This window comes from Actinomarinicola tropica (genome assembly GCF_009650215.1).
Taxonomy (GTDB): domain Bacteria; phylum Actinomycetota; class Acidimicrobiia; order Acidimicrobiales; family SKKL01; genus Actinomarinicola; species Actinomarinicola tropica.
In genome coordinates, this window is record NZ_CP045851.1 from 1 (window position 1) to 25,465 (window position 25,465).

Genomic DNA, 25,465 nt, shown 5'->3' on the forward strand with positions numbered 1-25,465 from the left:
ACGATGCACCCCCGGCGGTTCGACCTCCGGGGACCATCATGCGTTGTCCACAGCTGTGGACCGGGTTGTGGACGTCGAGTCTCGTGGAGGCGTCGGACAGGTGCGTGAAGCTGGTGCGGTGTGGGGCGCCTGCTCCGAGTTCCTGAGGTCCCAGGTCTCCGAAGCGGTGTGGCTCACGTCGTTCAGCTCGGCCCAGCCGCTGGCCCTCGACCACGGGGTGCTGACGGTCGCGGTGCCCAGCTCGGTCGTGAAGGAACGCATCGAGGGTCGCTACCTCGCTCTCGTCCGCGACGCCCTCGACGAGGCCGGAGCCAACGACCTGGCCCTCGCGATCGAGGTGCGGACCGAGCTGGGGGACGGACCCTCCGGGCCCGCCGACGAACTCGTGCCGCCGCCCGACGTCGACCGGCTCCTCACCGAGGTCAACGGCGGGCCGTCGTCCACCGAGGACCTCGTGGCGCCCGTCGTGGCCGCCCCGGCGCCCGCCCCCGGCCCCCTCGACGAGCCCCGCTACACCTTCGAGGCCTTCGTCATCGGCTCGTCGAACCGCTTCGCCCACGCCGCGGCGCTCTCGGTGGCCGAGCAGCCGGGCCGGTCCTACAACCCGCTGTTCATCCACGGGCACGCCGGGTTGGGCAAGACCCACCTGCTCCAGGCCATCGCCCACTACGTGCGCAACGTGTACCCCCGGTCCACCGTGCGCTACGTCACCACCGAGAACTTCCTCAACCAGTTCGTCGAGGCGATCCGGACCAACACGCCGAACGACTTCAAGCGGCGCTACCGCGAGATCGACGTGCTGCTCCTCGACGACATCCAGTTCATCGAGGGTCGGGAGGGGCTCCAGGAGGAGCTGTTCCACACCTTCAACCACCTGCACGACGCCAACCGCCAGATCGTGCTGTCCTCCGACCGTCCGCCCGACGCCATGTCGACGCTCGAGGACCGGCTGCGCAGCCGCTTCAAGATGGGTCTCATCACCGACATCCAGCCGCCGGACTTCGAGACCCGGCTGGCCATCGTGCGCAAGAAGGCCGAGCGGGAGACCACCTGGATCCCACCCGACGTGCTCGAGTTCATCGCCACCCACGTGAAGGACAACATCCGCGAGCTCGAGGGCGCCCTCATCCGGGTGTCGGCGTTCGCCAACCTCACCAAGGAGGACCTCTCGGCCGACCTCGCCGAGCGCGTCCTCGGCGACCTCATCGGTGACACCCAGCCACGGGTGATCACCCCCGAGCTCATCCTCGACGCCACCTCGAAGATGTTCGGCTACCCGATCGAGGAGATCACGGGCAAGAGCCGGCGGCGACCCCTCGTCACCGCCCGCCAGATCGCCATGTACGTGTTCCGCGAGCTCACCGACCTCAGCTTCCCCGCGATCGCCCGGGAGTTCGGCGGCCGCGACCACACCACCGTGATCCACGCCGTCGAGAAGATCTCGGCGCTCATGAAGGAGCGCCGGCAGATCTACGACCAGGTCACCGAGCTGATGACCACGATCCGAGGCGGCGAATGACGCGCCTCGCGCCGGTGGAGAACGCGGTGGACGGCGTGTGGGTATCGCCCGCGTCGCGGTGGACCGCTGGCACGCTGTCCACCGAACGACATCGGTGTCGTTCGTGGCCTGTGCACCGCTGTGGACGGAGCGCGCGGCAGGATCTGGTGCCTGACCTGCCGCGACGCGGTGTCATCCACAATCCACAGCACCTATTAGGACCATCAGCAGATCAACAGGTCGACTCCACACACATGATCACCAGCCGACCGATCGACGCACCGACAGAAAGCGGGAGCACCAGGTGAAGTTCCGATGTGAGCGCGAGGTCCTCCAGGAGGCACTCGCCACCGCAGGCCGCGCCGTGTCCAACCGAGGTGGGACCCTCACCGCGCTCACCGGCATCCGGGCGGAGCTCGTGGGCGATCGCTTGTCGCTCACCGGCACCGACCTCGATCTGACGATCACGGTCGACCTCGAGGTGAGCGGTGGCGGCGACGGCGTCGTCGTGCTGCCGGCCAAGCTCACGTCCGACATCGTCCGCGCCCTCCCCGAGGGCAGCGTCGAGGTGTCCGTGGGCGACGAGGAGGCCGAGATCGTGGCCGGGAAGGCGACGTTCACGGTCCTGCTCCTCGCCCCCGAGGGCTTCCCGGTCCCGCGCACCAGCTCGGTCGAGCCGGTCGCCGTGCCGGCGAAGGAGTTCGCCGACGCGGTGCGCAAGGTGGCCCGGGCGGCGAGCCGCGACGAGACCCGCTCGGTCGCGCTCACCGGCGTGCTGATGGCGTCGGAGGACGGCGGGCTGCGGCTGGTCGCCACCGACTCGTACCGCCTCGCCCTCGCCGACCTGCCGGGGGTGTCCCTCCTGGCCGAGTCGACCCAGGTGATCGTGCCCGCTCGCGCCCTCAACGAGCTGGTCCGCCTGCTCGGTGCGGCCGGCGCCGACGACGACGTCGAGGTCCGCCTGGACGAGGGCACCGCGTCGTTCGGCCTCGGGACCCGCCAGATCACCACCCGCCTGATCGAGGCGGAGTACCCGAACTACCGGGGGCTCATCCCGTCGAACCAGCCGAACCGGCTCACCGTGGGCCGGGAGTCGCTGCTCGAGGCCGTGCGGCGCGTGGCGCTGATGGTCCAGAGCACCCCGACCCCGATCCGACTCGTCACGGGCACCGAGCAGCTGGAGCTGCTGGCGATCACGCCGGACCGCGGCGAGGCACGCGAGGCGCTCGAGTCGTCCTACGAGGGCGAGGAGCTCACCGTGGCGTTCAACCCCGAGTACCTGCTCGACGGGCTCGACGCCACCTCGGGCGACGAGGTCAGCCTCCAGACGGTCGACGGCCTCAAGCCGGCGCTGCTGCGCTCGGCCGACGACGAGGGCTTCCTCTACCTGCTCATGCCCGTCAGGGTGTCCTGAGGGCGCGCGCCCGGTGCGCGTCGACCGCCTCTGGCTCACCGACTTCCGCAGCTACGAGAGCGCCGAGCTCCAGCTCGCGCCGGGGCTGACCGCGATCGTGGGCGCGAACGGCGAGGGCAAGACCAACCTCGTCGAGGCCATCGTCGTCCTGGCCACGACGGCCTCGTTCCGCGGCGCGCCGACCGAGGCGCTCGTGCGGGCGGGTGCGAGCGCAGCGATCGTGCGCGGGGAGGGGGAGCGCGACGGACGCCAGCTGCTCGTCGAGGTCGAGATCACCCCGACCGGTCGGACCCGTGCCCAGGTCAACCGCCAGCGGGTGGCGCGGACGCGCGACCTGCTCGATGCGCTGCGCGTCACCGTCTTCGCCCCCGACGACCTGGACCTGGTCAAGGGTGGACCCGCCGGCCGGCGCCGGTACCTCGACGACCTGCTCGTCGCCGTCCACCCCCGGCACGACGCCACCCGCCGGGACCTCGACCGCGTGCTGCGACAGCGCAACGCCCTGCTGAAGCAGGCCGGCGGACGACTCGACGAGGCCGCCGCGGCCACGCTCGACGTCTGGGACGCGCGGTTGGCGACCGCCGGGGCCGAGCTGGGTCGGGCGCGCCGCGACCTGATCGCGCGGCTCGTCCCCGTCCTGTCGTCGGCCTACGACACCGTCGCGGACACCGCCGCCGAGGTCGAGGTGGCCTACGAGCCGACGTGGCTCGACGCCGACTACGCCTCGGTGCTCGCCGAGGGCCGCCAGGCCGACGTCCGGCGGGGGCTGACGCTCGTGGGGCCCCACCGCGACGAGGTGGACCTCTCGATCGGGGGGCTGCCGGCCCGGACGCATGCCTCCCAGGGGGAGCAGCGCTCGCTGGCGTTCGCCCTGCGCATCGCGGGCCACGAGCTCGTCACCGAGGAGATCGGCGTCGCGCCGATCCTCGTGCTCGACGACGTGTTCTCCGAGCTGGATCCGCAGCGCAGCCGCGCCCTGCTCGAGGCCCTCCCGCCCGGACAGACGATCCTCACCACCGCGGGCGTTCTCCCCGAGGGCGCGGCCCCGGACCGCTCGTTGCGCATCGCGGGAGGGCGGATCGTCGAGGGCGACGCCCCGGTGGGATGATCGGGGGCGTGCCCTGGTCGCCCCTCCCCGACGCCGACGGTCCACCACCCGAGCCGGTGGGCCCCTCGATCGAGCGGGTCCTGCGCTCGCTCGGGGCCCCCTCGTCCGACGGCCTGGCCGCCCTCTTCGAGGACTGGGGTGGGGTCGTCGGCGAGGCGATCGCGTCGGCGACCCAACCCCTCGCGCTCGAGGACGGGCGGCTCCTCGTCGCCGTCCGCGACGGGGGATGGGCGAGCCAGATCCGGTGGATGGAACCCGACCTCCTCGTGAAGGTCGCGCGGCGGCTCGGCGACGGCGTCGTGACCTCGATCGAGGCCCGGGTCCGGCCCCGCTGAGCCGCCTCCGGATGGGCCGCGAACGGCCCTCCGGCTGGTACACTCGCGCCATCGTGTGTCCCGGTCTGACCAGCGGTTTTCCACCCGGGGGCCAGGGATCGCCTCCTTCCCGCGGCGAGCAGGGTGAACCCCCCCGAAAGGCTCCTTGTGGCTCAGCAGACTGACACCTACGGCGCGGACGCCATCCAGGTCCTCGAAGGCCTCGAGGCCGTCCGCAAGCGACCGGGCATGTACATCGGGTCCACGGGCCCGACCGGTCTCCACCACCTCGTCTACGAGGTCGTCGACAACGCGGTCGACGAGGCGATGGCCGGGTGGTGCAGCCGGATCGAGGTGACCCTCCTGCCCGACGGCGGCTGCGAGGTGCGCGACGACGGCCGCGGCATCCCCGTCGACAAGCACCCGAAGTACCCCGAGATGTCGGCTGCCGAGGTCGTGCTCACCGTCCTGCACGCCGGCGGCAAGTTCGGCGGCGGCGGGTACAAGGTGTCCGGCGGCCTCCACGGCGTGGGCGTCTCGGTGGTGAACGCGCTCTCCACCAAGGTGGAGGTCGAGATCGACCGCGAGGGCGAGCGCCACGCCATGTCGTTCGTCGACGGCGGCAAGCTCGAGACCGCCCTCCACGTCATCGGCCCCGCCCCCGGCGGCAGCGGCACCACGGTGCGCTTCTGGCCGGATCCCCTGATCTTCGAGGAGACGACGTTCCGGGCGACCACGTTGCTCGAGCGCTTCCAGATGATGGCGTTCCTCAACAAGGGGCTCGAGATCGCCTTCGTCGACCGCCGCGAGGACCCGGGCGCAGAGCCCACCACGTTCCGGTACGACGGCGGCATCGTCGACTTCGTCAGCCACGTCAACGCCAGCAAGGACGCCCTGTTCCCGGCGGTCGGGTACTACGACCAGGCCGAGGACACCCAGGAGGTCGAGGTCGCGTTCCAGTGGAACACCGGCTACAACGCCGACGGCCTCCACTCCTTCGCCAACGGCATCAACACCACCGAGGGCGGCATGCACGTCGAGGGCTTCCGCAAGGCCCTCACCAACGTCGTCAACCGCTACGCCCGGTCGAAGAACGTGCTGAAGGAGAAGGACGAGAACCTCCAGGGCGAGGACATCCGCGAGGGCCTGACGGCCATCATCTCCGTGCGGCTCCAGGAGCCGCAGTTCGAGGGCCAGACCAAGGCCAAGCTCGGCAACGTGGCCATGCGCTCGCTCGTCGAGCGGGCCACGAACGAGAAGCTCTCCGACTGGCTCGAGGAGCACCCGAACGAGGCCAAGGCGATCGTCACCAAGGCCATCCAGGCCGCCCGCGCCCGCATCGCCGCCCAGTCGGCCCGTGCCGCGACCCGTCGCAAGTCGGCGCTCGACGGCGCCGGGCTGCCCGGCAAGCTCACCGACTGCTCGTCGCGGAACCCCGCCGAGTCCGAGCTCTACATCGTGGAGGGCAACTCCGCGGGCGGCTCGGCCAAGGACGCCCGCGACCCGCGCACGATGGCGATCCTCCCGATCCGCGGCAAGATCCTCAACGTCGAGCGGGCCCGCATCGACAAGATGCTGAAGAACACCGAGGTGCAGGCGCTGATCCAGGCCATCGGCGGTGGGGTCGGCGAGGAGTTCGACATCACCAAGGCCCGCTACCACAAGGTGGTGCTCCTGGCCGACGCCGACGTCGACGGCAGCCACATCCGCACGCTGCTGCTCACGTTCCTGTTCCGCCAGATGCGCCCGCTCGTCGAGGCGGGGATGGTCTACATCGCCCAGCCGCCGCTGTACTCGACCGAGGTCGGCAAGTCGAAGATCTACCTCAAGGACGACGCGGCCAAGGCCGCGTTCCTCGCGGACAACCCGAACCACAAGTCGGAGTTCCAGCGCCTGAAGGGCCTGGGCGAGATGGACGCCGAGGAGCTGTGGGACACGACGATGGACCCGGATCGCCGCACGCTCCTGCAGGTCACGGTCGAGCAGGCCGCCATCGCCGACGAGGTGTTCTCCATCCTCATGGGTGAGGACGTCGAGAGCCGCAAGCACTTCATCCAGACCAACGCCAAGGACGTGAGGTTCCTCGACATCTGATGGCCGACGACGACCAGACCCCGACCCCCGAGGATCCGACGCCCACGCCCGAGGAGGGCGGGCTCTCCGCCGACGGCGCGCTGGCGGCGATCGTGGCCGGCTCGGTCGAGCCGATCGAGATCGAGCGCGAGATGGAGCAGTCGTTCCTCGAGTACGCGATGTCGGTCATCATCGCCCGCGCCCTCCCGGACGCCCGCGACGGCCTGAAGCCGGTCCACCGCCGCATCCTCTGGGCGATGTCCGAGGGCGGTCTGCGCCCGGATCGCTCCCACGTCAAGTGCGCCACCGTCGTCGGCGACGTGCTCGGCAAGTACCACCCCCACGGCGACCAGTCGGTCTACGACGCGCTCGTCCGCATGGGCCAGCCGTTCAGCATCCGCCACACCCTCATCGATCCCCACGGCAACTTCGGCTCGCCGTCGGACCCGCCCGCGGCCTACCGCTACACCGAGTGCCGCCTCTCGCCGATCGCCATGCAGCTGCTGGCCGACATCGACGAGGACACCGTCGACTTCTCGCCCAACTTCGACGGCCGCCACGACGAGCCCGACGTGCTGCCGGCCCGGTTCCCGAACCTGCTCGTCAACGGCAGCCAGGGCATCGCGGTGGGCATGGCCACCAACATCCCGCCCCACAACCTGGACGAGGTCGTCGACGCGGTCGTGCACCTGCTCGCCAACCCCGAGGCCACCACCGACGAGCTCATGGCGTTCGTCAAGGGCCCCGACTTCCCGACCGGCGGCAAGATCATGGGCCGATCCGGCATCGCGTCGGCCTACCGCACCGGCCGCGGCTCGATCCGCATCCGCGCCACCGCCGAGATCGAGGAGCACGACGGCGGCGACCGCATCGTCGTCACCGAGATCCCGTACCAGACGAGCATCGAGCAGATCGAGCAGAAGACCGCCGAGCTGGTCGAGAAGCGCGAGATCGAGGGCATCCGCGCCATCCGCAACGAGTCGGCCAAGGGCGTCACCAAGCTGGTGTTCGAGCTCAAGCGCGACGCACCGGCGCTCGTCATCCTCAACAACCTCTACAAGCACACGCCGCTGCAGGTGAGCTTCGGCGTCAACATGGTGGCGCTCGTCGACGGGGTGCCCCGCACGCTCACCCTGCGCGACGCGCTCGTCGCCTACGTCGAGCACCAGGTCGAGGTCATCACCCGGCGCTCGGAGTTCCGCCTGGCCAAGGCGCAGGCGCGGGCCCACATCGTCGAGGGGCTCATCAAGGCCCTCGACCTGATCGACCAGATCATCGCCACCATCCGGGCGTCCGAGGATCGTGCCGCGGCGCGCGAGTCGCTCACCGCGGCGCCGTTCGAGTTCTCGGTGGAGCAGGCCGACCACATCCTCGAGATGCAGCTCGTGCGCCTCACCCGCCTCGGGCGCGCCAACCTCGAGACCGAGCTGGCGGAGCTGCGCGAGAAGATCACCGAGCTCGAGGCGATCCTCGCCGACGAGGGCCGGCTCCGCAACGTCATCCGCGACGAGCTCGTCGCCGTCCGCGACGCCCACGCCACCCCGCGCGTGTGCCAGCTGGCGGTCGACTACGGCGACCTCGACATCGAGGACCTCATCGACGACGAGGAGGTCGTGGTCACGTTGTCCGAGCAGGGCTACGTGAAGACGGTGTCGATCGACGCCTTCCGCACCCAGGGCCGCGGCGGCCGGGGCGTGGCCGGGGCCAAGTTGAAGGACGAGGACTTCGTCAACCACGTCATCCACACCACGGCCCACGCCTACCTGCTGTTCTTCTCGAACCGGGGGCGGGTCTACCGGCTGAAGGCGCACCAGATCCCGATGATGGAGCGCACCGCCCGGGGCACGGCCATCGTCAACCTGCTCCAGCTGCAGCCCGACGAGCACATCCAGGCGCTCATCGACACCCGCGACTACGAGACGAACCGGTACCTGTTCTTCGCCACCCGCCAGGGTCAGGTGAAGAAGACGAGCTTCACCGACTACGACTCGTCGCTGCGGGCCGGCCTCATCGCGCTGAACCTGCGCGACGGCGACGAGCTCGTCGCGGTGTTCCCCACCAACGGCGAGGACGACATCTTGATGACGTCCCGCAACGGCCAGACGATCCGCTTCGCCGAGAGCGAGGTCCGGCCCATGGGGCGTGCGGCGGCCGGCGTGCGCGGCATGCGGCTGCGCGACGGCGACGTGCTCGTGGCCGCCGACGCGGTGCGCACCGACGCCGACTACGTGATCGTCACCGACGCGGGCTACGGCAAGCGCACCGCCCCCGACCGCTACCCGCGCAAGGGTCGCGGCACCCAGGGCGTGAAGGGCATCGCCCTCACCGAGCAGCGGGGTGAGGTCATCGCCGCCTTCATGGCCAGCCCCGAGGATCAGCTCGTCGTCGTCAGCTCGAACGGCGTGCTCATCCGCACGCTCGTGGGCGAGATCTCCGAGCAGGGCCGCTCGGCCACCGGCGTGCGGGTCATGAACCTCCCCGACGGCGATCGCGTCGCCTCGGTCGCGCCGGTCACCTCGACCGACGCCGACGACGACGTCCCGCTCGAGTCGCCCGACACCGCGCCGGCCGACGCCGACGTCGAGGTCGACGCCGAGGCCTGACCGGTCCCCGCAGCACGCAGCCCTTCCCCGACCACTTCCCCCACGCAACCGCAGTGGACAGGAGGATGGCGTCGTGGTGCTGCACGTGGGGAGACGTGGACGGGGTGGCGAACGAGGTCAGGTGCTGCCGCTGGTGGCGCTGCTGATGCTCGTCGTCGCCGGCGTGGCGGTGGGGGTGGTGACGGTCGGGACCGTGCTGGTCGACCGGGCGACGGCACGGACCGCCGCGGACGCCGCGGCGCTCGTCGCTGCGCTGGAGGACGATGCCGCGGCGCGGGACGTGGCCGAGGACAACGGCGCCCGGCTTGTGCGGGTGGTGCGCCTCGGCGACGAGGTGGAGGTCGAGGTGGCGGTGGGACGAGCCCGCGCGAGGGCCCGGGCGGCGGCGGTCCAGGAGGTCGTTCCGCCGCCTGCGCGTGACTGACGGCGCGCGCATCGTAAGCTGGTCCGGATGTCAGATCGCTCGGGGGTGGGCGCCCCCACGCACGACGGCGCCGAACCCGGGGCGACGGGTTCGGAGGAACCGGCGGAGGAGACCTCCGCCGCGCCCCGCCGCCGACGGGCCGCCGGCCTCCTCGAGGCCGCCTTCGGCGCCGAACCCGCCGCAGGCCGGACCCCGCCCGGCGTGCCGTCGGGTCCCACCGCCGGCGACGCCGCGTCGGCCCCGGCGAAGAAGACGCCCGCGAAGAAGGCGCCGGCGAAGAAGGCGTCGGCCACCAAGGCGTCGGCCAGGAAGGCGCCGGCGACGAAGGCATCGGCCGCGACGGCGTCGGCGAACACGGCCCCGGCGGCGGCCGCCGCCGCGTCGGCCCCGGCCGCTGCCGTGCGGTCCGGTGACCGCACCGTCGAGCGTCCCGCTGCCACCGCCGCCGCGGCGCCCACTGCCGCCGCTCGTCCGGCCCGTCCCGCCGTCGCCGACGACCGCGGTCGGCGTCGCGGCCCGCTGCGGGCCCGCCAGGTCCACCGGGTGATCCGGCGCGTCGACCCGTGGTCGATGCTCAAGCTGTCGCTCGTGTTCTGGTTCTGCGTCTGGCTGATGGTGATGATCTCGGGCGTGCTCATCTGGGGCGTCGCCGTCGGGTCCGGCACGGTCGAGGGCGTCGAGGGCTTCATCGCCCGACTCCTCGCCTTCGAGGAGTTCACGTTCAACGCGGACCAGATCTTCCGCCTGTTCGCGATGGGCGGGCTCATCCTCGTGTTCCTCGCCACCGCGGTGTCGGCGATCCTCGCCGTGCTCTTCAACCTCATCAGCGACCTGATCGGCGGCATCCGCATCACGGTCATCGAGGAGGAGACCACCCGGCGCGTCGTCCGCGAGCGCTGATCGGGGCGCCCGCTGTCGGGTGGCCCGGCGCGGCCGGCACCGACTACGGTGCATCGTCCTGCGGGGCTATAGCTCAGTCGGTTAGAGCGCACCCCTGATAAGGGTGAGGTCGCTGGTTCGATTCCAGCTAGCCCCACGCATCCGCACGGCCCCGGGAGGAGCCCCCATCGTGATGATGATCCGCCGGGCCCTCGTGGCCCTCGGCGTCGCAGGGTTCGTGGCGGCGGTGCTGCGGCTCCGTGGGTCGGGTGGGACGCCGCCCTCAGACGGGGGCTGGCGCGAGCTCTCCGGCCCGGACCTCCACTGACGTGGCGGATCCCACGGTCGGCGTGATCGGCGTCGGCGCCGTCGGCGCGCGCGCCGCGCGCCAGCTGGTCTCCACCGACGACCTCGGCACCGTCGTGCTGCGCGACGTCGACGTCGAGCGGGTCGAGGCCGTGGCCCGTTCCCTCGGCTCCAGCGCCCGCGTCGAGACGCCCCCCTTCGCCGAGCCGCCGCGCGTCGACGTGGCCGTGCTCGCCACACCGGCGGGGACCCACGCCGACCTCGCCCGAGACCTGCTCGGCGCCGGCTCGTCGGTGGTGTCGGTCGCCGACTCGGTGGAGGACGTCCGCGCCCTGCTCGACCTCGACGCCGAGGCGCGCGAGCGCGGGTTGTCGGTCGTCGTCGGGGCCGGGTTCTCGCCCGGGTTGACCTGCGTGCTCGCCCGCCACGCCGCCGCCGCGTTCACCGCCGTCGACGAGATCCACGTGGCGGTCACCGGCACCGGCGGACCGGAGTGCGCCCGCCAGCACCACCGCGCCCTCGCCGGCTGGTCGGTCGACTGGCGCGACGGCGGCTGGGTCACCCGTCGAGGTGGCTCGGGCCGCGAGCTGTGCTTCTTCCCCGATCCCGTGGGCGGTCAGGACTGCTACCGGGCCGCCCGCCCGGAGGCCCTGCTCCTGGCCCCCGTGTTCCCCGGGGTCGCCCGCGTCACCGCCCGCATGGCGGCCACCCGGCGCGACCGGCTCACCGCCCGGCTCCCGATGCTGCGCAAGCCCCACCCCGAAGGCGGCCCCGGTGGGGTGCGCGTCGAGGTCCGCGGGCGGCAGGGCACGGCACGCCACGTCCGGGTCCTCGGCGCCATGGACCGTCCGGCGGTCGGCGCCGGCGCGGTGGCCGCCGTCGCCGCCGCGCACGTCCTCGCCGGCTCGGTCCAGCGACCCGGCGCGGGCAGCCTCGCCGAGCTCGTGGAACCGGTCCCGTTCCTCACCGAGCTGGCCCGTCGGGGCGTCAAGGCGGCGGTGTTCGAGGGCCACGACACCGATCCCTCGGGGTTCGTTCGTCCAGCCGGCTAACCGTCGCAGAGCGTGGTAATCGCGCTCTCCGTGGTCGTTTGGACAGCCTCGGTCGACGAAACCGGCGAAAAGTAGTTCGTTCGGCCCTTGTGAGGGTGGATGCCCTCACGGTTGTCTTACCGGGTACCCGAAAGGGTCGTACACGGGATGGGCGGTCGGAGCCGTTCGGGGCTCCAGGAAGGCGAGTACACGATGGCTGACAACCAGGACCTGTCGAAGCGGATCGAGGAGAACCTCCCGCTCGTCAAGCACATCGTGTTCCAGGTCGCCGTCCACTTCCCACGGCACGTCGACCGCGAGGAGCTGGCCCGGGCCGGCGCCCTCGGGCTCGTCGAGGCGGCCCGCCGCTACGACGACGACCGGGGCGTCCCCTTCGAGCGCTTCGCCGCACAGCGGATCCGTGGTGCCATCCTCGACGCCGTCCGGGCCGCCGACTGGGCGCCCCGCTCGGTGCGCACCCTCGCCCGCCGCCTCGAGGCCGCCGAGCAGCGCCTCGCCAGCCAGCTCGGCCGGGTGCCGAGCCCCGCGGAGATGGCCGACGAGCTCGGCATCTCCCGCGCCGAGCTCAACCGGCTCCAGGACCGCATGTTCCGCTCCGTCGTCCTGGCCCTCGAGCACGAGGTCACCGACGACACCGACGAGGACCTCACGCTGGTCGACGTCCTCACCGACCAGAGCTGCATCGAGCCCCTCGAGGAGCTCGAGAGCCGCGAGATGCTCGGCTACCTGCGCGACGCCGTGTCGCTGCTGCCCGAGCGCCAGCGCATCGTGGTCGTCGGGTACTTCCTCGAGGGCCGCACCTCCCAGGACCTGGCCCGCTTCCTCGGCGTCACCGAGTCCCGCATCTCCCAGCTGCGCTCCGAGGCGCTCGAGATGCTGCGCGAGGGCATCGAGTCGCAGTACGCCCCGGCCGCCGACGACGCCCCGAGCGGGCGGGTGGCGCGCCGCAAGGCCAACTACGCCGCGGCGATCTCGGCCGCCAGCGACTGGCGTGACCGGCTGGACTTCGTCGACGACCACTCGGTCCCCGAGGAGCCCCCGGTCCCCGTCGGCGCCCGCTGGAGCTAGTCGTCGTCGCCGTCGGCCACCGCCGCGGCGCGATCGAGCTCGGGTAGGTCGTCCTCGGTCACCACGCGACTCGTCAGGCAGTACTCGACGAGCCGGGCCCTGCGGTTGGCGGCGATGTCGCCGGGACCGCCGTGCAGGCCGCGGACGCCGGCCTTGGCCAGCTTCTGGCACACCTGGTCGAGCTTCTTGTTGAACTTCCGCTCCGACCACCCGACCCGGCGCGCCGCATCGGCGCTGGTGGGGAGGGCGCTGGGCCCGGAGCCCGTTCGACCGAGCGCGTGCTCGGCCAGGGCCAGCACGACGATCCGCTGGTCGGGGGTGAGGACGGCCGGCGCTCGAGTGGTGGTGCTGAGGTCGCCGTCGTCGCGCGGCACGGCGTCGTCGGAGGTGGTGAACGGGGCGTCCGGGAGGACGAGCAGCACCTCGTAGGTGGTGGGTCCGGCACCGAACCGCACGCGCGTCCGCTGGACGACGAGGGGGACGACGCCGCCCGGGGCGACGTGGGCCACGAGCTGGCTCTGCTCGTCACCGACCGTCGCGGAGAGCTGCTTGCCGACGTTCGCCAGGAGCCACACGCCGCTCTCGCATCGCAGCTCGAGGAAGTGGCGGTGCAGGTAGGGGTTGTCGTCGACGCTGAGGTCGGCGGTGCGGCCGATCGTGAACCGCTCGTCGGGGTCGACCGCGTACCACTCGCCGCAGTACTCGATCCGGAGAGGAGAGGTCAGGGCGTGCACACCTCCGTGCTGGCTGCGGACACCCGACCGCCGCGGATCGCTTCGACGGTGAGGCAGACCGCCTCCTCCTCCTCGATCCGCAGCTCGGGCTCCGCGGTGGTGCGGGACTCACCGGCGAGGCCCTCGGGCCCGTCGGTGAAGAACACCTGGTAGGTGTCGCCGTCCTCGGCGCCGGGCGTGGACCACGTGACGAGCTGCCCGCCGGCGTCGTCGACGGTGATCGTGACGTCATCGGGGCGGCCGGGCACGCCGCTGACCACCAGCGGGCTGGTGTCGGGCGGGGTGGTCGTGCCGGGAGGCTCGGCCTCGCCGCCCACCGCGGAGAGGAGGGCGGCCACGCCACCGACGACCACGAGCCCCGACGCGGCGAGGAGCACGATGCGGCCCCAGGGTCGACGGCCACTGTCGGCGCCGGTGTCGTCGGTCGCAGCCGGCGCGTCGTGGTCGGCCCGTGCGGCGCTCCCGCGGTGGATCGTGCGGTCACCGAGGCCGCCGTCGGCGGGGAGGGCCTCCTCGACCCGCCAGGGCGGTGCGGCAGGGGCCGCCCCCGACGGCGGGCGGTCCGGGACGGGCGGGACGGCCGGCCGGGCGGGGGCGTCGGGGTCGACGCGCTGCACGGCCCGGAAGCGGGTGCTGTCGTCGTCGTCCAGGTCGGGGGCCGGCGGCGGGGCGCTCGTCGCCTCGGTGATGCGCAGCGGGGTCTGGGCGAGGCCCAGCTCGGCCTCGATGCCCTGCAGGGCGCGACCGAACGCCGCCGCGGAGTCGTAGCGGTTGGCCGGGTCTCGGGCCAGGGCGTGGGCCAGGACACGTTCGAGCGACGGGGGCACGTCGGCCCGCCCCGTCGGCGGCAGCGGGGCGTGGAGCACCCGCTGGATCGCCTCGGCCTCCGACATCTGCTCGCCGGTGCTGAACGGGGCCCGCCCGGCGAGCAGGGCGTACACGGTGGCCCCGAGGGAGTAGACGTCGGACAGCGCGTCGCCGTCCGTCGATCCGTTGAGCACCTCGGGCGCCGCGAAGGGGATCGACACGCCCTGGCTGGCGGCGGCGGCCTCGGCCCCGATGCCCCCGGCGATGCCGAAGTCGGTGAGCGCCGGCTCGCCGTAGGTGGTGAGCAGCACGTTGGCGGGCTTCACGTCCCGGTGCAGGATGCCGGCCCGGTGGGCGGTCTCGACGGCCGCCGCCACCTTGATGCCGACCTCGAGCGCACGACTCGTGGTCAACGGGTGCGCCCGCACGATGCGACCGAAGTGGTCGTGCGGGCAGTACTCCATCGAGATGTACGGGCGATCGTCGGCCGAGACGCCGACCTCGTAGATCGTGACGATCCCGGGGTGGGAGGACAGCATCGCCATCCGGTTGGCCTCGTCCTCGAACTGGGCCCGGTCGGTGGGGGACGACGCCGTCTGGCGCAGGACCTTCACGGCCACGAGGCGCGAGGGCAGGCGCTGGCGGTAGAGGAACACGTCGGCGAAGCCGCCGTGGCCGAGCTCGCGCTCGACGTCGTAGCCGGGGATGTCGGGGGGCGGGGCGTCGGCCATCTAGCGCTCGGGCCCGTCGATCCGGAAGCGGACGACGCCGGCGATCGTGACCTCCGTGCCCGGGACCACGAGGACCGGTTCGTGCTCGCGCAGCCGGGTCGCCTCCTGCCCCGGGAGCCGCACCTCGGTGCCGTTGGTGGAGCCGACGTCCTCGACGAGGACGTCCCATCCCTCGAGGCGCACGGCGGTGTGGACGCGCGAGATGTCGCTGTCGGGGCTCGGCACGGTGACGAGGTTGGGGATCTCGGCGACGTCGGGCGGCGCGGTGGGCCGCCGGCCGATGAGCTGGGGTCGGTCGACGTCGACGATGAGCCCGGAGTCGAACACCAGGCGGGCCACGACCGGACGGGGCACGGCCACGACCGTGGTGTCCTCGATCGGCAGGCCGCAGGTCCGGCAGGTGATCGACGTCGGCGGCCCGGCGTGCCCCCGCGGGCAGCGCACGGCGCGGATCTCGCCCGTCCGCGCCGCCGCGGCGGGCGGTGCGTCGGGTGAGGGCGCCGTGGCCGGCGCGTCCTGCATCTGCCGCAGGTCGGCGATCGTGATCGTGCGGCCGTCGTGCTCCCCGAGGCCGGTGCCGGGGGCGGGTTCGGCGGGCGGAGGGGGCGCCACGGGCGGGGGTGGCGCAGCGGGCGGAGGGGGCGCGTCGGGCGGAGGCGGTGGCGTGGGAGGTGGCGGCGAGGCGGCCGGGCCGGGTGGTGGCGGTGGAGGCGCCGTCGGTGCGGGTGGCGCCTGCCCGTGTCCGGTGCGCTCGAGGAGCCCGGAGAAGTCGATCCCGCCGGGAGGGGGCGGTGGCGGCGTCGCGTCGGCCGACGCGGGAGCGGGGGGCTCGGCGGGAGTCGGCGGCTCCGCGGGCGGGGGTGGTGGCGGGGCGGGTGGCGGGGCGGGTGCGGGCGGCTCGGCGGGTGGTGGGCTCGTCTCGACGAGCTGGCGGAACTCCTGCTCGCCGAGGGTGTGGGAGTCGTCGGGGTCGAGCTCGGCGTGGTCGTCCTCGGCGGCGGCGACGGGTGCGGCGCCGCCGGGGGAGGGGTCGCCGGGGGACGGGTCGCGGTCGGGCGCCTCGACGTGGAGCCACTCGAAGCGGCTGCCGTCGCCGTGGTCGATCGACAGGCCGACGATGTCGGCGACCACGTCGTCGTTCCACGTGGAGGACCGGCCGGCGCTCAGCGTCACCGATGACCCGTCGCGTCCGTGCGCGACCACCTCCAGCCGCCCGCGGATCACGACCCGCACCCCGTCGGGAGCGGACGCCGCGCACACGAACGAGGGCGTGGCCGCCAGGCCCTCGCTCGTCAGCAGGTCGAGCACCCCGTCCACCGACGGGTCGTCGAGCAGCAGGGCGCGCAGCGCGTCGAGGCGGGACGGCGGCTCGTCGGCCGGCACGCACACCAGCACGTGGCCGACGCTCCAGGTGTGAAGGCGGATGCTCATCCAGTGGGTGGGGTCGGGGTGAGCGACCGGTCGCCGGCCGCCGCGGTGAGCCCCAGAGTAGACCCGGCCGCCGCTGGATCGGCTGGTGTCGCCACCCTCGGTGACGTGTCGGCATCGAGGCTGTCGACCTGGCTGGTCCCGGCGGCCACGACGACGATGACCGAGACGTTGTCACGGGCGCCGCGGAGCAGCGCGGCGTCGAGCAGCGCCCGGGCGCGGCTCTCGACCGTGCCCGGGGTCGCGAGGAGGTCCCCCATCTGATCGTCGTGGAGCTCGTTGAAGAGGCCGTCGGAGGCGACGAGGAAGCAGTCACCGACGGCCACGTCGATCGTCGCCACCATCGGGCGGATGTCGGACTCGACCCCGAGGGCGCGGGTCACCACGTGGCGGTGCGGGTGGTGGCGGGCCTCGTCGGCGGTGATCTCGCCCCGTCGCGTCAGCTCGCCGACCACCGAGTGGTCCTCGGTGAGCTGGTCGAGGCGACCGGCCCGGAAGCGGTAGACGCGGGTGTCGCCGAGGTTGAAGACGAGAAGGCGCGGGCCGGCGACCCGGGCGATGCCGGCGATCGTGGTGCCCATGCCCGCCACCCCGTCGTCGCCTGCCGCCCGGCGGCGGATCTCGGCGTTGACCTGGCCGAGCGCGGCGACGACGAGCGACGCCGGGTCGTCCGACGTGGTGAGGTCCGGCAGGTCGGCGAGGCCCGCGACGGCGATGCCGCTCGCGACCTCGCCCCCGGCGTGGCCTCCCATGCCGTCGGCCACGGCGAACACGTCGGGGCCGGCGAGCACGGCGTCCTCGTTGTGCTGTCGCACCCGCCCCTGGTGGGTCGCGGATCCCCACCGCACGTCGATCACCATCTCGGGCTCCCTTGCCGACCAGGTCGCCGGTGGATCGTAACGGCGGGTCCACCGTGCTCTCCGCGGTCCGACGGGGGGAGAAGTCCCCCCTCGGTCCGGTTGGTGACGGAGCGTGGCAACTGGTTGGCTGTGAGAGGTGATGGCCCGAGCGCGCCCGAGGGCGGAGGAGACGAGGTACCGGTCCGTCCCGGCGCCGGGATGGTCCGCCGGCGCGGTCGCCGACGTCGTCGTCGCCACCCTCCGGAGCGCCCCCGACCTCGTCGTGTCGGAGCTGGCGCCGGACCGCATCGGGGTCGCCCGCACCCGTCGCCCCCGCTGGGCCAGCGTGGCCTGCGTCGCGACGATCTGGCTCGGCGGCCTCGGACTGCTCTTCCTGCTGGTGCGCCAGACCGAGGCCGGCGAGGTGGCGATCCACGACGGCCCGCGGGGGTGCAGCGTGCTCGTGCCGCCGATCCTCGACCTGGGCGTCGTCGACCGGATCGCCGACGCCCTCCGCACGGCGGCGGAGGAACCGCCGGCCGCGCCTGGCACCGCCGAGGTGCGGGAGGAGCCGGTGCCCGTGCCGGACGACGATGCCCTGGACGCTCGGACCGTGGCCCGCTCCTCGGTCCCCGGGGCCGGCGACGCCGACGAGGCCCTCCGGACCGCCGACCCCGAGCCCCTCGTCGTGCTCCGCTTCGAGGCCGGCGAGGTCCGCGTGGCCGTGGGCGAGCGCGTGGTGCTCGGGCGCGACCCCTCGTCGTCCGGTCCGGCCCGCTCCCAGGTGGTGCCGGGCGACGCCACCACGGTGTCGAAGTCGCACCTGCTGGTCGTCGTCGACGCGGAGGGCATCACCCTCGAGGACCTCGGGTCGACCAACGGCTCGGCGGTGCTCGCCGAGGGTGGCGAGCGACCCCTCGACCCCGGGGTGCCGCTGTCGGTCCGCCCCGGCGAACGCGTGAGGGTCGGTGCGGCGTGGTTCACGGTGTCCGTCGAGCGAGGTGGAGCCGATGGGCCCCTCCACTAGCGTTGGCCCGTCCCCGATGCGTCCCTGGTCCGACGCGCGCGGTTCGGGATCGGCGGTTCAGGAGCGAGCTGAGGTGTGCGCACGATGGAGCTGAGCAGCCGGGCCCGGCGCCGGGGGTCGATCGCCAGCGTCGTCGTGCTGGTCGCGGCGGTCGTCGTGTTCGCGACCCGTGCCCAGGGCTACGAGGTGCCCGAGCCCGATCTGCACGACGGGGCGATCTGGGTGACGAACGAAGCGCGCGGCCTCGTCGGCCGCACGAACTCGCAGATCGCGACGGTCGACACGAAGCTCTCCGCCGGGTCGAACGACTTCGACGTCCTCCAGTCGGGCGACGTCGTCGTGCTCCACACGGCCGACCCGCCGGCGCTCGTCGGCATCGACCCCCGCCAGGCGTCCCTGGTGCCCGGGCCCGAGCTGCCGCCCCAGGCCCAGGTCGGCCTCGGGGGCTCGACCGCCGCGCTGTTCGACCCCGGCACCGGCGAGCTGCTCGTCACCGGCGCGCCGTCGTCGGCCGCGGTCCTGGCGCTCGACCCCGAGAGCGAGGCCGCGCCCGTCCACGTCGTCGAGGGCGGGGGGTCCCTCGTCGTCGGCCGCGACGGCCTCGTGCACCTCCACGACCACGAGACCGGCGAGATCACCACGTGGGACGCCGACGGGCGACGACGGGCGACGGTGAGCGTCGCACCGGGCCTCGACGGCGGGGTCCTCACCGCCGTCGGCGACCGGCCCGTCCTGCTCGTCGACGACGACGTGGTCGTCCCCGGCGAGGACCCGATCCCGCTCGACCTCGGCGGGTCCGTCGTCGTGCAGGAGCCGGGCCCGGCCGCCGACGTGGTCCTCGTGTCGGGCGCCGAGGCCCTCGTCGCCGTGCCCCTGTCCGGTGGTGAGCCGGAGGTCCTCCACGACGAGGGCACCGGCGGGCCGGCCCGCCCCGTGCGCGTCGGTGCGTGCGTGTTCGGCGCTTGGGGGGCGACGCCCACCTACGTGCAGCTGTGCGGGGACGACGAGCCCGGTGTCGGGGCCATCCCGGAGATGGAGCCGGGCGTCGAGGTGCGCTTCCGGGTCAACCGCGACCGCGTGACGCTCAACAGCCTCACCGACGGCAACCAGCTGCTGTTCGGCGACGACAACCCGATCTTCATCGACAACGAGTGGGCGGAGGCTCTGTCCGACGAGATCGAGGTCGACCCCGAGGCCGAGCTGGAGATCGACGAGGAGACCGCGCCGACCTGCGAGTCGCCGGAGAACGGCGAGCCGATCGCCGAGCCCGACGAGGACACCTTCGGCACCCGTCGTGACCGCCCCGTCGTCGTGTACCCGCTCCGCAACGACTCCGATCCGGACTGCGACGTGCTGCTCATCGAGTCCGTCGAGCTCGACGACCCCGACGCCGGGGTGCTCGGGATCATCGACGGCGGCCGCGCCGTGCAGGTCGACGTGGCGAGCGACGTGGACCGGTTGAGCTTCGACTACACGATCACCGACGGCCGCGGCGGCTCGGCGAGCTCGAACGTGGTGGTCCGCGTGGTGCCCGACAGCCAGAACTCCCCGCCGGTGCTCGGCGAGGAGGAGACGACCGTCGTCACCGGTGGCACCGTCACCCACAACGTGCTCGCGACCGCCTTCGACCCCGACGGGGACGTGCTCCGGCTGCTCCGGGCCGAGGAGGCGGGGACCGCCACCGGCACGATCACCACCAACAGCCGAGGCGACGTCACCTTCGTGGCCGGCAACGCGGCGGGGCCGGTCGAGGTGTCCTACGTGGTCGGCGACGGCCGGGGCGGTGAGCAGACGGGCACGCTGGCGGTCACCGTCGTCGAGCGGCGCGAGAACCAGGCGCCCGACGCCCGCCACGACGCGGTGTCGACCTTCACCGGGCGCGAGGTCGTCGTCGACGTGCTCGACAACGACACCGACCCGAACGGCGACGCCCTGTCGATCGTGCGGGCCGTCGCCGACGAGAGCGCCCAGGTGCGCTGGGAGCCGACCTCGCCCGAGATCCGCGTGCGAGCCGACCGGCCGGGCACCGTCAACGTCGTCTACCGGGTCACCGACGGCCAGTCGACCGACGAGGCCGTCCTGCGGGTCGACGTCCGCGACCGGGGTGAGAAGCGCCCGCCCGTCGCGGTGCGCGACGAGGTGCTGCTCGGTCCGGGCGAGCCGGCGTACGTGCCGGTGCTCGACAACGACGTCGATCCCGACGGCGAGGTCCTCGTCGTCCTCGGCGTCTCCGGTCTCCCGGAGCCATCGCCCATCGGCGTCACCGTGATCCGCCGCAGCGTCGTGCGGATCGAGGCGCCCGTGGCCCTGACCGAGTCCCTCGAGCTGACCTACCGGATCAGCGACGGCACCGACGAGGCCGAGGGCCGCATCCTCGTCGAGCCCGCGAGCACCACGACCGAGAACCGCCCGCCGGTCGTCGCCCCGGACGAGTACACGGTGCGCGCCGGCGGCATCGTGACCTTCCCCGTCCTGACCAACGACAGCGACCCCGACGGCGACGCGCTCTCCGTCGAGCCGCCGCCGCAGGACCAGCCCGACGCCGACGAGGTCGGACGCCTGTTCCTGTCCGAGGACGGCCTCCTGCGCTACGAGGCCCCGGACGTCGCGGCGGGCACCGTGCGCCTCGTCTACAGCGCCCGCGACACCGCGGACAACGTCGCCTCCGCCGAGCTCGTGGTGCACGTCCTGCCGCCGAACCCCGATCGCAACCAGCCGCCGATCGCGCCGGAGCTCGTCGGGCGCACGGTCGCGGGCCAGAGCGTGACCATCCCGATCCCGATCACCACGATGGACCCCGACGGCGACTCGGTGACGCTGCTCGGGATCGACGAGCCGCCTCGCTTCGGCACCGTCGTGGAGGTGGGCACCGACGAGCTCGTCTACCTGGCCGACGAGGGCGCCGCCGGCACCGACGAGCTCACCTACCGCGTCGTCGACCAGTGGGGCGCCGAGGCCACGGCCACGATCCTCGTCGGCGTCGCCCGCCGCTCGGCGGTCAACCACGAGCCGATCCCGGTCGACGACGAGGCCTTCGTGCGCACCGGCGCCACCGTCTCCATCCCCGTGCTGGCCAACGACTTCGACCCCGACGCCGACCCGCTCCGCATCTCCGACGCCGAGGAGCACCGTCCGGATCCCGAGCAGGGGAGCGCCGAGATCGACGGGTCGGCGATCCGCTACACGGCGCCGGCCGAGCCGACGTCGGCGCAGACCTCGTTCCGCTACACGGTCGACGACGGCCAGGGCGGCCAGCGCAGCGCCACGGTCACCCTCACCTTCCAGGAGCAGGCGGACAACCGCCCGCCGATCGCCGTCGACGACGCCACCGAGCCCCAGGTGGCCGGCGCCGAGCTGCGCCTGCCCGTCCTCGACAACGACGAGGACCCCGACGGTGACGAGCTGGAGATCGTCGAGGTCACCGCCGACGGCGCGACGATCAGCCCCGACGGCACCGCGGTCGTGCTCGTGATGCCGGACGAACCGGTGCAGTTCACCTACCTCGTCTCCGACGGCAACGACACGGCGCGCGCCGCGGTGTCGGTCCCCCTCGTCGACCCGACCGTCGACCTGCCGCCCGTCGGCCGCCTCGACGACGGCATCGAGGTGGGCATCGGCGAGTCCGTCTCGATCGACGTCCTGGCCAACGACGAGGACCCCGAGGGCGCCGACGTGCACCTCCTCCAGATCGTCGGCGTGCGCCACGGCTCGGCGGTGATCGACGGCGACCAGGTGGTGTTCACGGCGTCGGAGGCCGACTACGTCGGCGATGCCGGCTTCTCCTACGTGGTGGGCGACGCCGCCGACCCGGCGAGTGCCAACACCACGGTGGCGTCGGCCCGGCTGCGCATCACCGGCGACGTCAACACCGCGCCCACGATCGGCGAGCGCACGGTCGAGCTGCCCCAGGGCGCCGAGCGCACCGTCGATCTCGCTGCGGCCGTCGTCGACCCGGACCCCGACGACGAGCACACCTTCACCGACCTCGAGGTCAGCGGGGGCGGCATCGACGCCGACATCGACGGTGGCGTGCTGTCGGTGCGGGCCGATCTCGACGTGGCCACCGGTTCGACGGCGTCGATCACCTTCACCGTCTCCGACGGCACCGACGAGGTCGAGGGCACCGTCCAGGTGCGCGTCGTCGGCGCCGAGGAGCCGCTCGCCGCCGCCGGGCCCGACGCCGCCCGCACGCTCCAGGGCGAGCCGGTGACGATCGACGTGCTCGCCAACGACGTCAACCCGTTCCCCGGCACCCCGCTGCGGATCGTCGAGGTGTCGACCCCGAGCGGCGGCGCCGGTCAGGCCACCGCGGGGGCCGGAGGCATCACGTTCACCCCGGGCGCCGACTTCTTCGGGGAGACGACGTTCACGTACACGGTGGCCGACGCCACCGACGACGCGGCGCGCCAGGTGTCGGGCACCGTCGCCGTCACCGTCGTCGGCCGTCCCTCCGCGCCCCCTGCGCCGACCTGCATCGGCGGGGAGAGCGGGAGCGTGCGGGTCCAGTGGGTGGCGCCGAGCGCCAACGGCGCACCGATCACCAGCTACGTGCTCCGCGTGGCCGGCGGCGGGGCGGGCACGGGGGACCGCACGGTCGCCAACGCCTCCACCCAGGACGTCGGTGGCCTGACGAACGGCAGCGCCTACACCTTCCAGGTCGCGGCGATCAACGAGGCCGTCACCGGGTCGGGGTCAGCGCCGAACTTCTCGCCGCCGAGCCCGCCGTGCACGCCCGACGAGGTGCCGGGCCAGCCGGCACCGCCGGTCACCACGTTCGGCGACCGCTCGCTGTCGGTCACGTGGACGCTGCCGCCCAACGCCGGCAGCCCCATCGAGCGGCTCATCCTCACCAACACGACCAGCGGCGAGAGCCGGGAGTTCGGACCCACCGTCACCCAGACCGTGTGGGACGGGCTCGAGAACGGCACGAACGTGCGCTTCACGCTCGTCGCCGAGAACGCGCTCGGCCGTGGTCCGGTGAGCCCGCCGTCGACCGGCGACGGCACGCCGGCCGGCGTCCCGTTGCGCCCCTCCGCCCCCGACGCGTCGCCGACGGTCGGTGCGCGCGACGGCTTCCTCGACGTCCGCTGGACGTGGAGCTCCTCCCAGGACAACGGCGACCCGGTCCGTCGATTCCGCATCACCTCGTACCGCAACGGCGCCCAGGACGGCCAGGTGATCGTGAGCGACCCGCAGCGCCGGTCGCAGACCTTCCAGACCGAGAACGGCGTCGACTACCAGTTCACCGTGGAGGCCGAGAACAAGGCCGGGTGGTCCGAGGCCAGCCCACGGTCGGCCGTCGCGGTCTCCGCCGGCCGCCCGATCGGCGCCCCCAGCGTCTCGGCCTCCGAGGGTGACACCCAGACCGTGCTCACCCTGTCCGGTGGCGCCGACGACAACGGCGCCGCCATCATCCGGCACGAGTACGACGTGAACGGCAACGGCAACTGGTCGACGCTGCCCTCCAACGGGCGGATCACCGGGCTCAGCAACGGCACGGACTACCGGTTCCGGGTCCGCGCCGTGAACAGCGAGGGTGCCGGGCCGGCCAGCGCCGCGAGCAACACGATCCGCCCCTACGGATCGCCGACGACGCCGAACGTCTCGGCGAGCCGGAACGGGCGCGAGATCACCTGGACGTGGACCGCCTCGAACGGCAACGGACGTGCGGTGCAGCGCTACGAGTACAGCCTCGATGGCGGGGCCTGGCAGAACACCCAGAGCCGGTCGTTCTCCCGGACGTTCGGGTACAGCGAGACCCACCGCCTGCGGGTGCGTGCGGTCTCGAACGCCGACGACCCCGCCCGCCAGGTGAGCGGCATCGGGGCGGCCCAGGCGACCACGGTCGCCGCACCCCAGCCCGAGGTCTCGTCCCGGTACAACCGCAACGTCCCGTGCGACTCGAACCCCGGCTCGCCCTGCTCGGAGTACAGCGTCCGCGGATCGAACCTGCCGCCGAACGCCTCGGTCTCCTACGCCTGCCGCTTCGGCTCGCCGGGCAACTGGGGGGCGTGGCGCACGAGCTACTCCACGTCGACCGACGGCTCGGGCAACCTCGCGCCGGTCGGCATGTGCCACGTCGGGCTCAACAACCAGCTCCAGTACCGGGTCGTCGTCGGCGGCAACACCTACCTCACCGACCCGGTGACCCTGCGATGACCCCCCTCCCGAGGACCCCATGACGATCCAGAACGACCAGGCGGCGTGGTTCGCCGAGACCTTCGAGACCCTCGTCGCCAACGTCGACGTCGCGATCAAGGGCAAGACCCACACGATCCGTCTCGCCCTGGCGTGCATGTTCGCCGGAGGGCACCTCCTGCTCGAGGACGTGCCCGGCACCGGCAAGACCGTGCTCGCCAAGTCGCTCGCCCACACCGTGCAGGGCACGAGCTCGCGCATCCAGTTCACGCCGGACCTGCTCCCGTCCGACGTCACCGGCGTGACGATCTACAACCAGCACTCGGGCCGGTTCGACTTCCACCGCGGACCCGTCTTCGCCAACGTCGTGCTCGCCGACGAGATCAACCGGGCGTCGCCGAAGACCCAGTCGGCGCTGCTCGAGGTGATGGAGGAGGGACGGGTCACCGTCGACGGCGTGCCCCACGAGGTCGCCAGCCCGTTCATGGTCATCGCCACCATGAACCCGGTCGAGCAGGCCGGCACGTACGCCCTGCCGGAGGCCCAGCTCGACCGCTTCCTGATGAAGACGTCGCTCGGCTACCCGGACCACGCCACGACCGTCCAGCTGCTCGCCGACGCCGCCAACCGCAACCGCGACGCGGCCGTGAGCCCGATGATCGCGGCGGAGACCGTCAACCAGATGTCGGCCATGGCCGCGGGCGTCCACACCGACACGTCGATCCTGGACTACATCAGCCGCATCGCCGAGGGGACCCGCCGCGCCCAGGAGGTGGCGCTCGGCGCGAGCATGCGCGGCTGCCTGTCGTTCGTGCGCGCCGCCAAGACGTGGGCCGCGGCCCAGGGTCGCACCCACGTGGTGCCCGACGACGTGAAGGCCCTCGCCCTCCCGGTCCTCGGCCACCGGGTCCTGCTGACCCCCGACGCCCAGTTCAACGGGGTCACGCCCGAGCAGGTCCTCGGCCGCATCCTGTCCGAGCTCGCCCCGCCCACCGAGCGGGGGGCGGCGGCCGTCGGCTGAC

At 73.1% G+C, this 25,465-nt stretch carries 18 protein-coding genes and 1 tRNA gene; 15 read left to right on the top strand and 4 right to left on the bottom strand.

Annotated elements, in window-relative coordinates:
* The first annotated feature begins 100 nt into the window (after positions 1 to 100).
* From dnaA to GH723_RS00055, 12 genes are all read left to right on the top strand, one after another.
* Positions 101 to 1,519, top strand: coding sequence for a chromosomal replication initiator protein DnaA (dnaA, locus tag GH723_RS00005; RefSeq protein ID WP_229022928.1), 1,419 nt, complete (start codon positions 101 to 103; stop codon positions 1,517 to 1,519).
* Positions 1,520 to 1,802: 283 nt separating this feature from the next.
* Complete coding sequence (gene dnaN, locus GH723_RS00010) at positions 1,803 to 2,912, top strand: DNA polymerase III subunit beta (RefSeq protein WP_153757729.1); 1,110 nt, start codon at positions 1,803 to 1,805, stop codon at positions 2,910 to 2,912.
* A 13-nt stretch (positions 2,913 to 2,925) separates the two neighbouring features.
* Complete coding sequence (recF, locus tag GH723_RS00015) at positions 2,926 to 4,020, top strand: DNA replication/repair protein RecF (RefSeq protein ID WP_153757730.1); 1,095 nt, start codon at positions 2,926 to 2,928, stop codon at positions 4,018 to 4,020.
* Positions 4,021 to 4,028: 8 nt separating this feature from the next.
* On the top strand, positions 4,029 to 4,355 hold the full coding sequence (locus GH723_RS00020) for a DUF721 domain-containing protein (protein WP_195210419.1): 327 nt from the start codon (positions 4,029 to 4,031) through the stop codon (positions 4,353 to 4,355).
* 147 nt (positions 4,356 to 4,502) lie between these two features.
* Positions 4,503 to 6,428 carry a DNA topoisomerase (ATP-hydrolyzing) subunit B gene (gyrB, locus tag GH723_RS00025; RefSeq protein ID WP_153757732.1) on the top strand — a complete coding sequence of 642 codons (1,926 nt, stop codon included), beginning with the start codon at positions 4,503 to 4,505 and terminating at the stop codon, positions 6,426 to 6,428.
* Positions 6,428 to 9,010 (top strand): DNA gyrase subunit A, encoded by a 2,583-nt coding sequence (gyrA, locus tag GH723_RS00030; protein ID WP_153757733.1) that lies wholly within the window; start codon positions 6,428 to 6,430, stop codon positions 9,008 to 9,010. The genes gyrB and gyrA overlap by 1 nt, the downstream gene beginning before the upstream one ends.
* Positions 9,011 to 9,131: 121 nt before the next feature.
* Positions 9,132 to 9,434, top strand: a complete 303-nt coding sequence (locus GH723_RS00035; RefSeq protein WP_153757734.1) for a pilus assembly protein TadG-related protein — start codon at positions 9,132 to 9,134, stop codon at positions 9,432 to 9,434.
* Between the two features lie 27 nt (positions 9,435 to 9,461).
* A complete protein-coding gene (locus tag GH723_RS00040; protein ID WP_153757735.1) occupies positions 9,462 to 10,334 on the top strand; it encodes a DUF3566 domain-containing protein in 873 nt (290 codons plus the stop codon).
* A gap of 62 nt (positions 10,335 to 10,396) precedes the next feature.
* Positions 10,397 to 10,470, top strand: a tRNA-Ile gene (locus GH723_RS00045).
* 33 nt (positions 10,471 to 10,503) lie between these two features.
* Positions 10,504 to 10,641 (top strand): hypothetical protein, encoded by a 138-nt coding sequence (locus tag GH723_RS18345; protein WP_195210420.1) that lies wholly within the window; start codon positions 10,504 to 10,506, stop codon positions 10,639 to 10,641.
* A 1-nt stretch (position 10,642) separates the two neighbouring features.
* The gene (locus GH723_RS00050; protein WP_195210421.1) at positions 10,643 to 11,671 is read left to right on the top strand and encodes a Gfo/Idh/MocA family oxidoreductase; all 1,029 of its coding nucleotides are present in this window, start codon (positions 10,643 to 10,645) and stop codon (positions 11,669 to 11,671) included.
* Between the two features lie 192 nt (positions 11,672 to 11,863).
* Positions 11,864 to 12,739, top strand: a complete 876-nt coding sequence (locus GH723_RS00055) for a sigma-70 family RNA polymerase sigma factor (RefSeq protein ID WP_195210422.1) — start codon at positions 11,864 to 11,866, stop codon at positions 12,737 to 12,739.
* On the opposite strand, the gene GH723_RS00060 is transcribed toward GH723_RS00055, so the two are convergent.
* The 4 genes from GH723_RS00060 to GH723_RS18350 are packed head-to-tail and all read right to left on the bottom strand — an operon-like array spanning position 12,736 to position 17,299.
* A complete protein-coding gene (locus GH723_RS00060; protein ID WP_153757738.1) occupies positions 12,736 to 13,473 on the bottom strand; it encodes a hypothetical protein in 738 nt (245 codons plus the stop codon). The two genes, GH723_RS00055 and GH723_RS00060, sit on opposite strands and share 4 nt — an antisense overlap.
* Positions 13,461 to 15,011 (bottom strand): serine/threonine-protein kinase, encoded by a 1,551-nt coding sequence (locus GH723_RS00065; protein WP_153757739.1) that lies wholly within the window; start codon positions 15,009 to 15,011, stop codon positions 13,461 to 13,463. The genes GH723_RS00060 and GH723_RS00065 overlap by 13 nt, the downstream gene beginning before the upstream one ends.
* Positions 15,012 to 16,442, bottom strand: coding sequence for an FHA domain-containing protein (locus GH723_RS00070; RefSeq protein WP_153757740.1), 1,431 nt, complete (start codon positions 16,440 to 16,442; stop codon positions 15,012 to 15,014).
* Positions 16,439 to 17,299: a protein phosphatase 2C domain-containing protein gene (locus tag GH723_RS18350; RefSeq protein ID WP_195210423.1), complete on the bottom strand. Its 861-nt coding sequence runs from the start codon at positions 17,297 to 17,299 to the stop codon at positions 16,439 to 16,441. Before GH723_RS18350 ends, GH723_RS00070 begins: the two co-directional genes overlap by 4 nt.
* 139 nt (positions 17,300 to 17,438) lie before the next feature.
* On the opposite strand from GH723_RS18350, the gene GH723_RS18355 reads away from it, so the two are divergent.
* The 3 genes from GH723_RS18355 to GH723_RS00085 all read left to right on the top strand — a co-directional run bounded on the left by GH723_RS18355 (position 17,439) and on the right by GH723_RS00085 (position 25,464).
* Positions 17,439 to 18,305 carry an FHA domain-containing protein gene (locus tag GH723_RS18355; protein WP_195210424.1) on the top strand — a complete coding sequence of 289 codons (867 nt, stop codon included), beginning with the start codon at positions 17,439 to 17,441 and terminating at the stop codon, positions 18,303 to 18,305.
* Positions 18,306 to 18,389: 84 nt separating this feature from the next.
* Positions 18,390 to 24,464 (top strand): Ig-like domain-containing protein, encoded by a 6,075-nt coding sequence (locus tag GH723_RS00080; protein ID WP_153757741.1) that lies wholly within the window; start codon positions 18,390 to 18,392, stop codon positions 24,462 to 24,464.
* Positions 24,465 to 24,483: 19 nt separating this feature from the next.
* Positions 24,484 to 25,464 (top strand): AAA family ATPase, encoded by a 981-nt coding sequence (locus GH723_RS00085; RefSeq protein WP_195210425.1) that lies wholly within the window; start codon positions 24,484 to 24,486, stop codon positions 25,462 to 25,464.
* Position 25,465 lies beyond the last annotated feature (1 nt).

Excerpts from the sequence above, each read along its gene's own strand:
- gyrA (WP_153757733.1), top strand. The coding sequence starts at position 6,428 with ATGGCCGACGACGACCAGACCCCGACCCCCGAGGATCCGACGCCCACG.
- GH723_RS00040 (WP_153757735.1), top strand. The coding sequence starts at position 9,462 with ATGTCAGATCGCTCGGGGGTGGGCGCCCCCACGCACGACGGCGCCGAA.
- GH723_RS00055 (WP_195210422.1), top strand. The coding sequence starts at position 11,864 with ATGGCTGACAACCAGGACCTGTCGAAGCGGATCGAGGAGAACCTCCCG.
- GH723_RS00065 (WP_153757739.1), bottom strand. The coding sequence starts at position 15,011 with ATGGCCGACGCCCCGCCCCCCGACATCCCCGGCTACGACGTCGAGCGC.
- GH723_RS00070 (WP_153757740.1), bottom strand. The coding sequence starts at position 16,442 with ATGAGCATCCGCCTTCACACCTGGAGCGTCGGCCACGTGCTGGTGTGC.
- GH723_RS18350 (WP_195210423.1), bottom strand. The coding sequence starts at position 17,299 with ATGGTGATCGACGTGCGGTGGGGATCCGCGACCCACCAGGGGCGGGTG.
- GH723_RS18355 (WP_195210424.1), top strand. The coding sequence starts at position 17,439 with ATGGCCCGAGCGCGCCCGAGGGCGGAGGAGACGAGGTACCGGTCCGTC.
- GH723_RS00080 (WP_153757741.1), top strand. The coding sequence starts at position 18,390 with ATGGAGCTGAGCAGCCGGGCCCGGCGCCGGGGGTCGATCGCCAGCGTC.
- GH723_RS00085 (WP_195210425.1), top strand. The coding sequence starts at position 24,484 with ATGACGATCCAGAACGACCAGGCGGCGTGGTTCGCCGAGACCTTCGAG.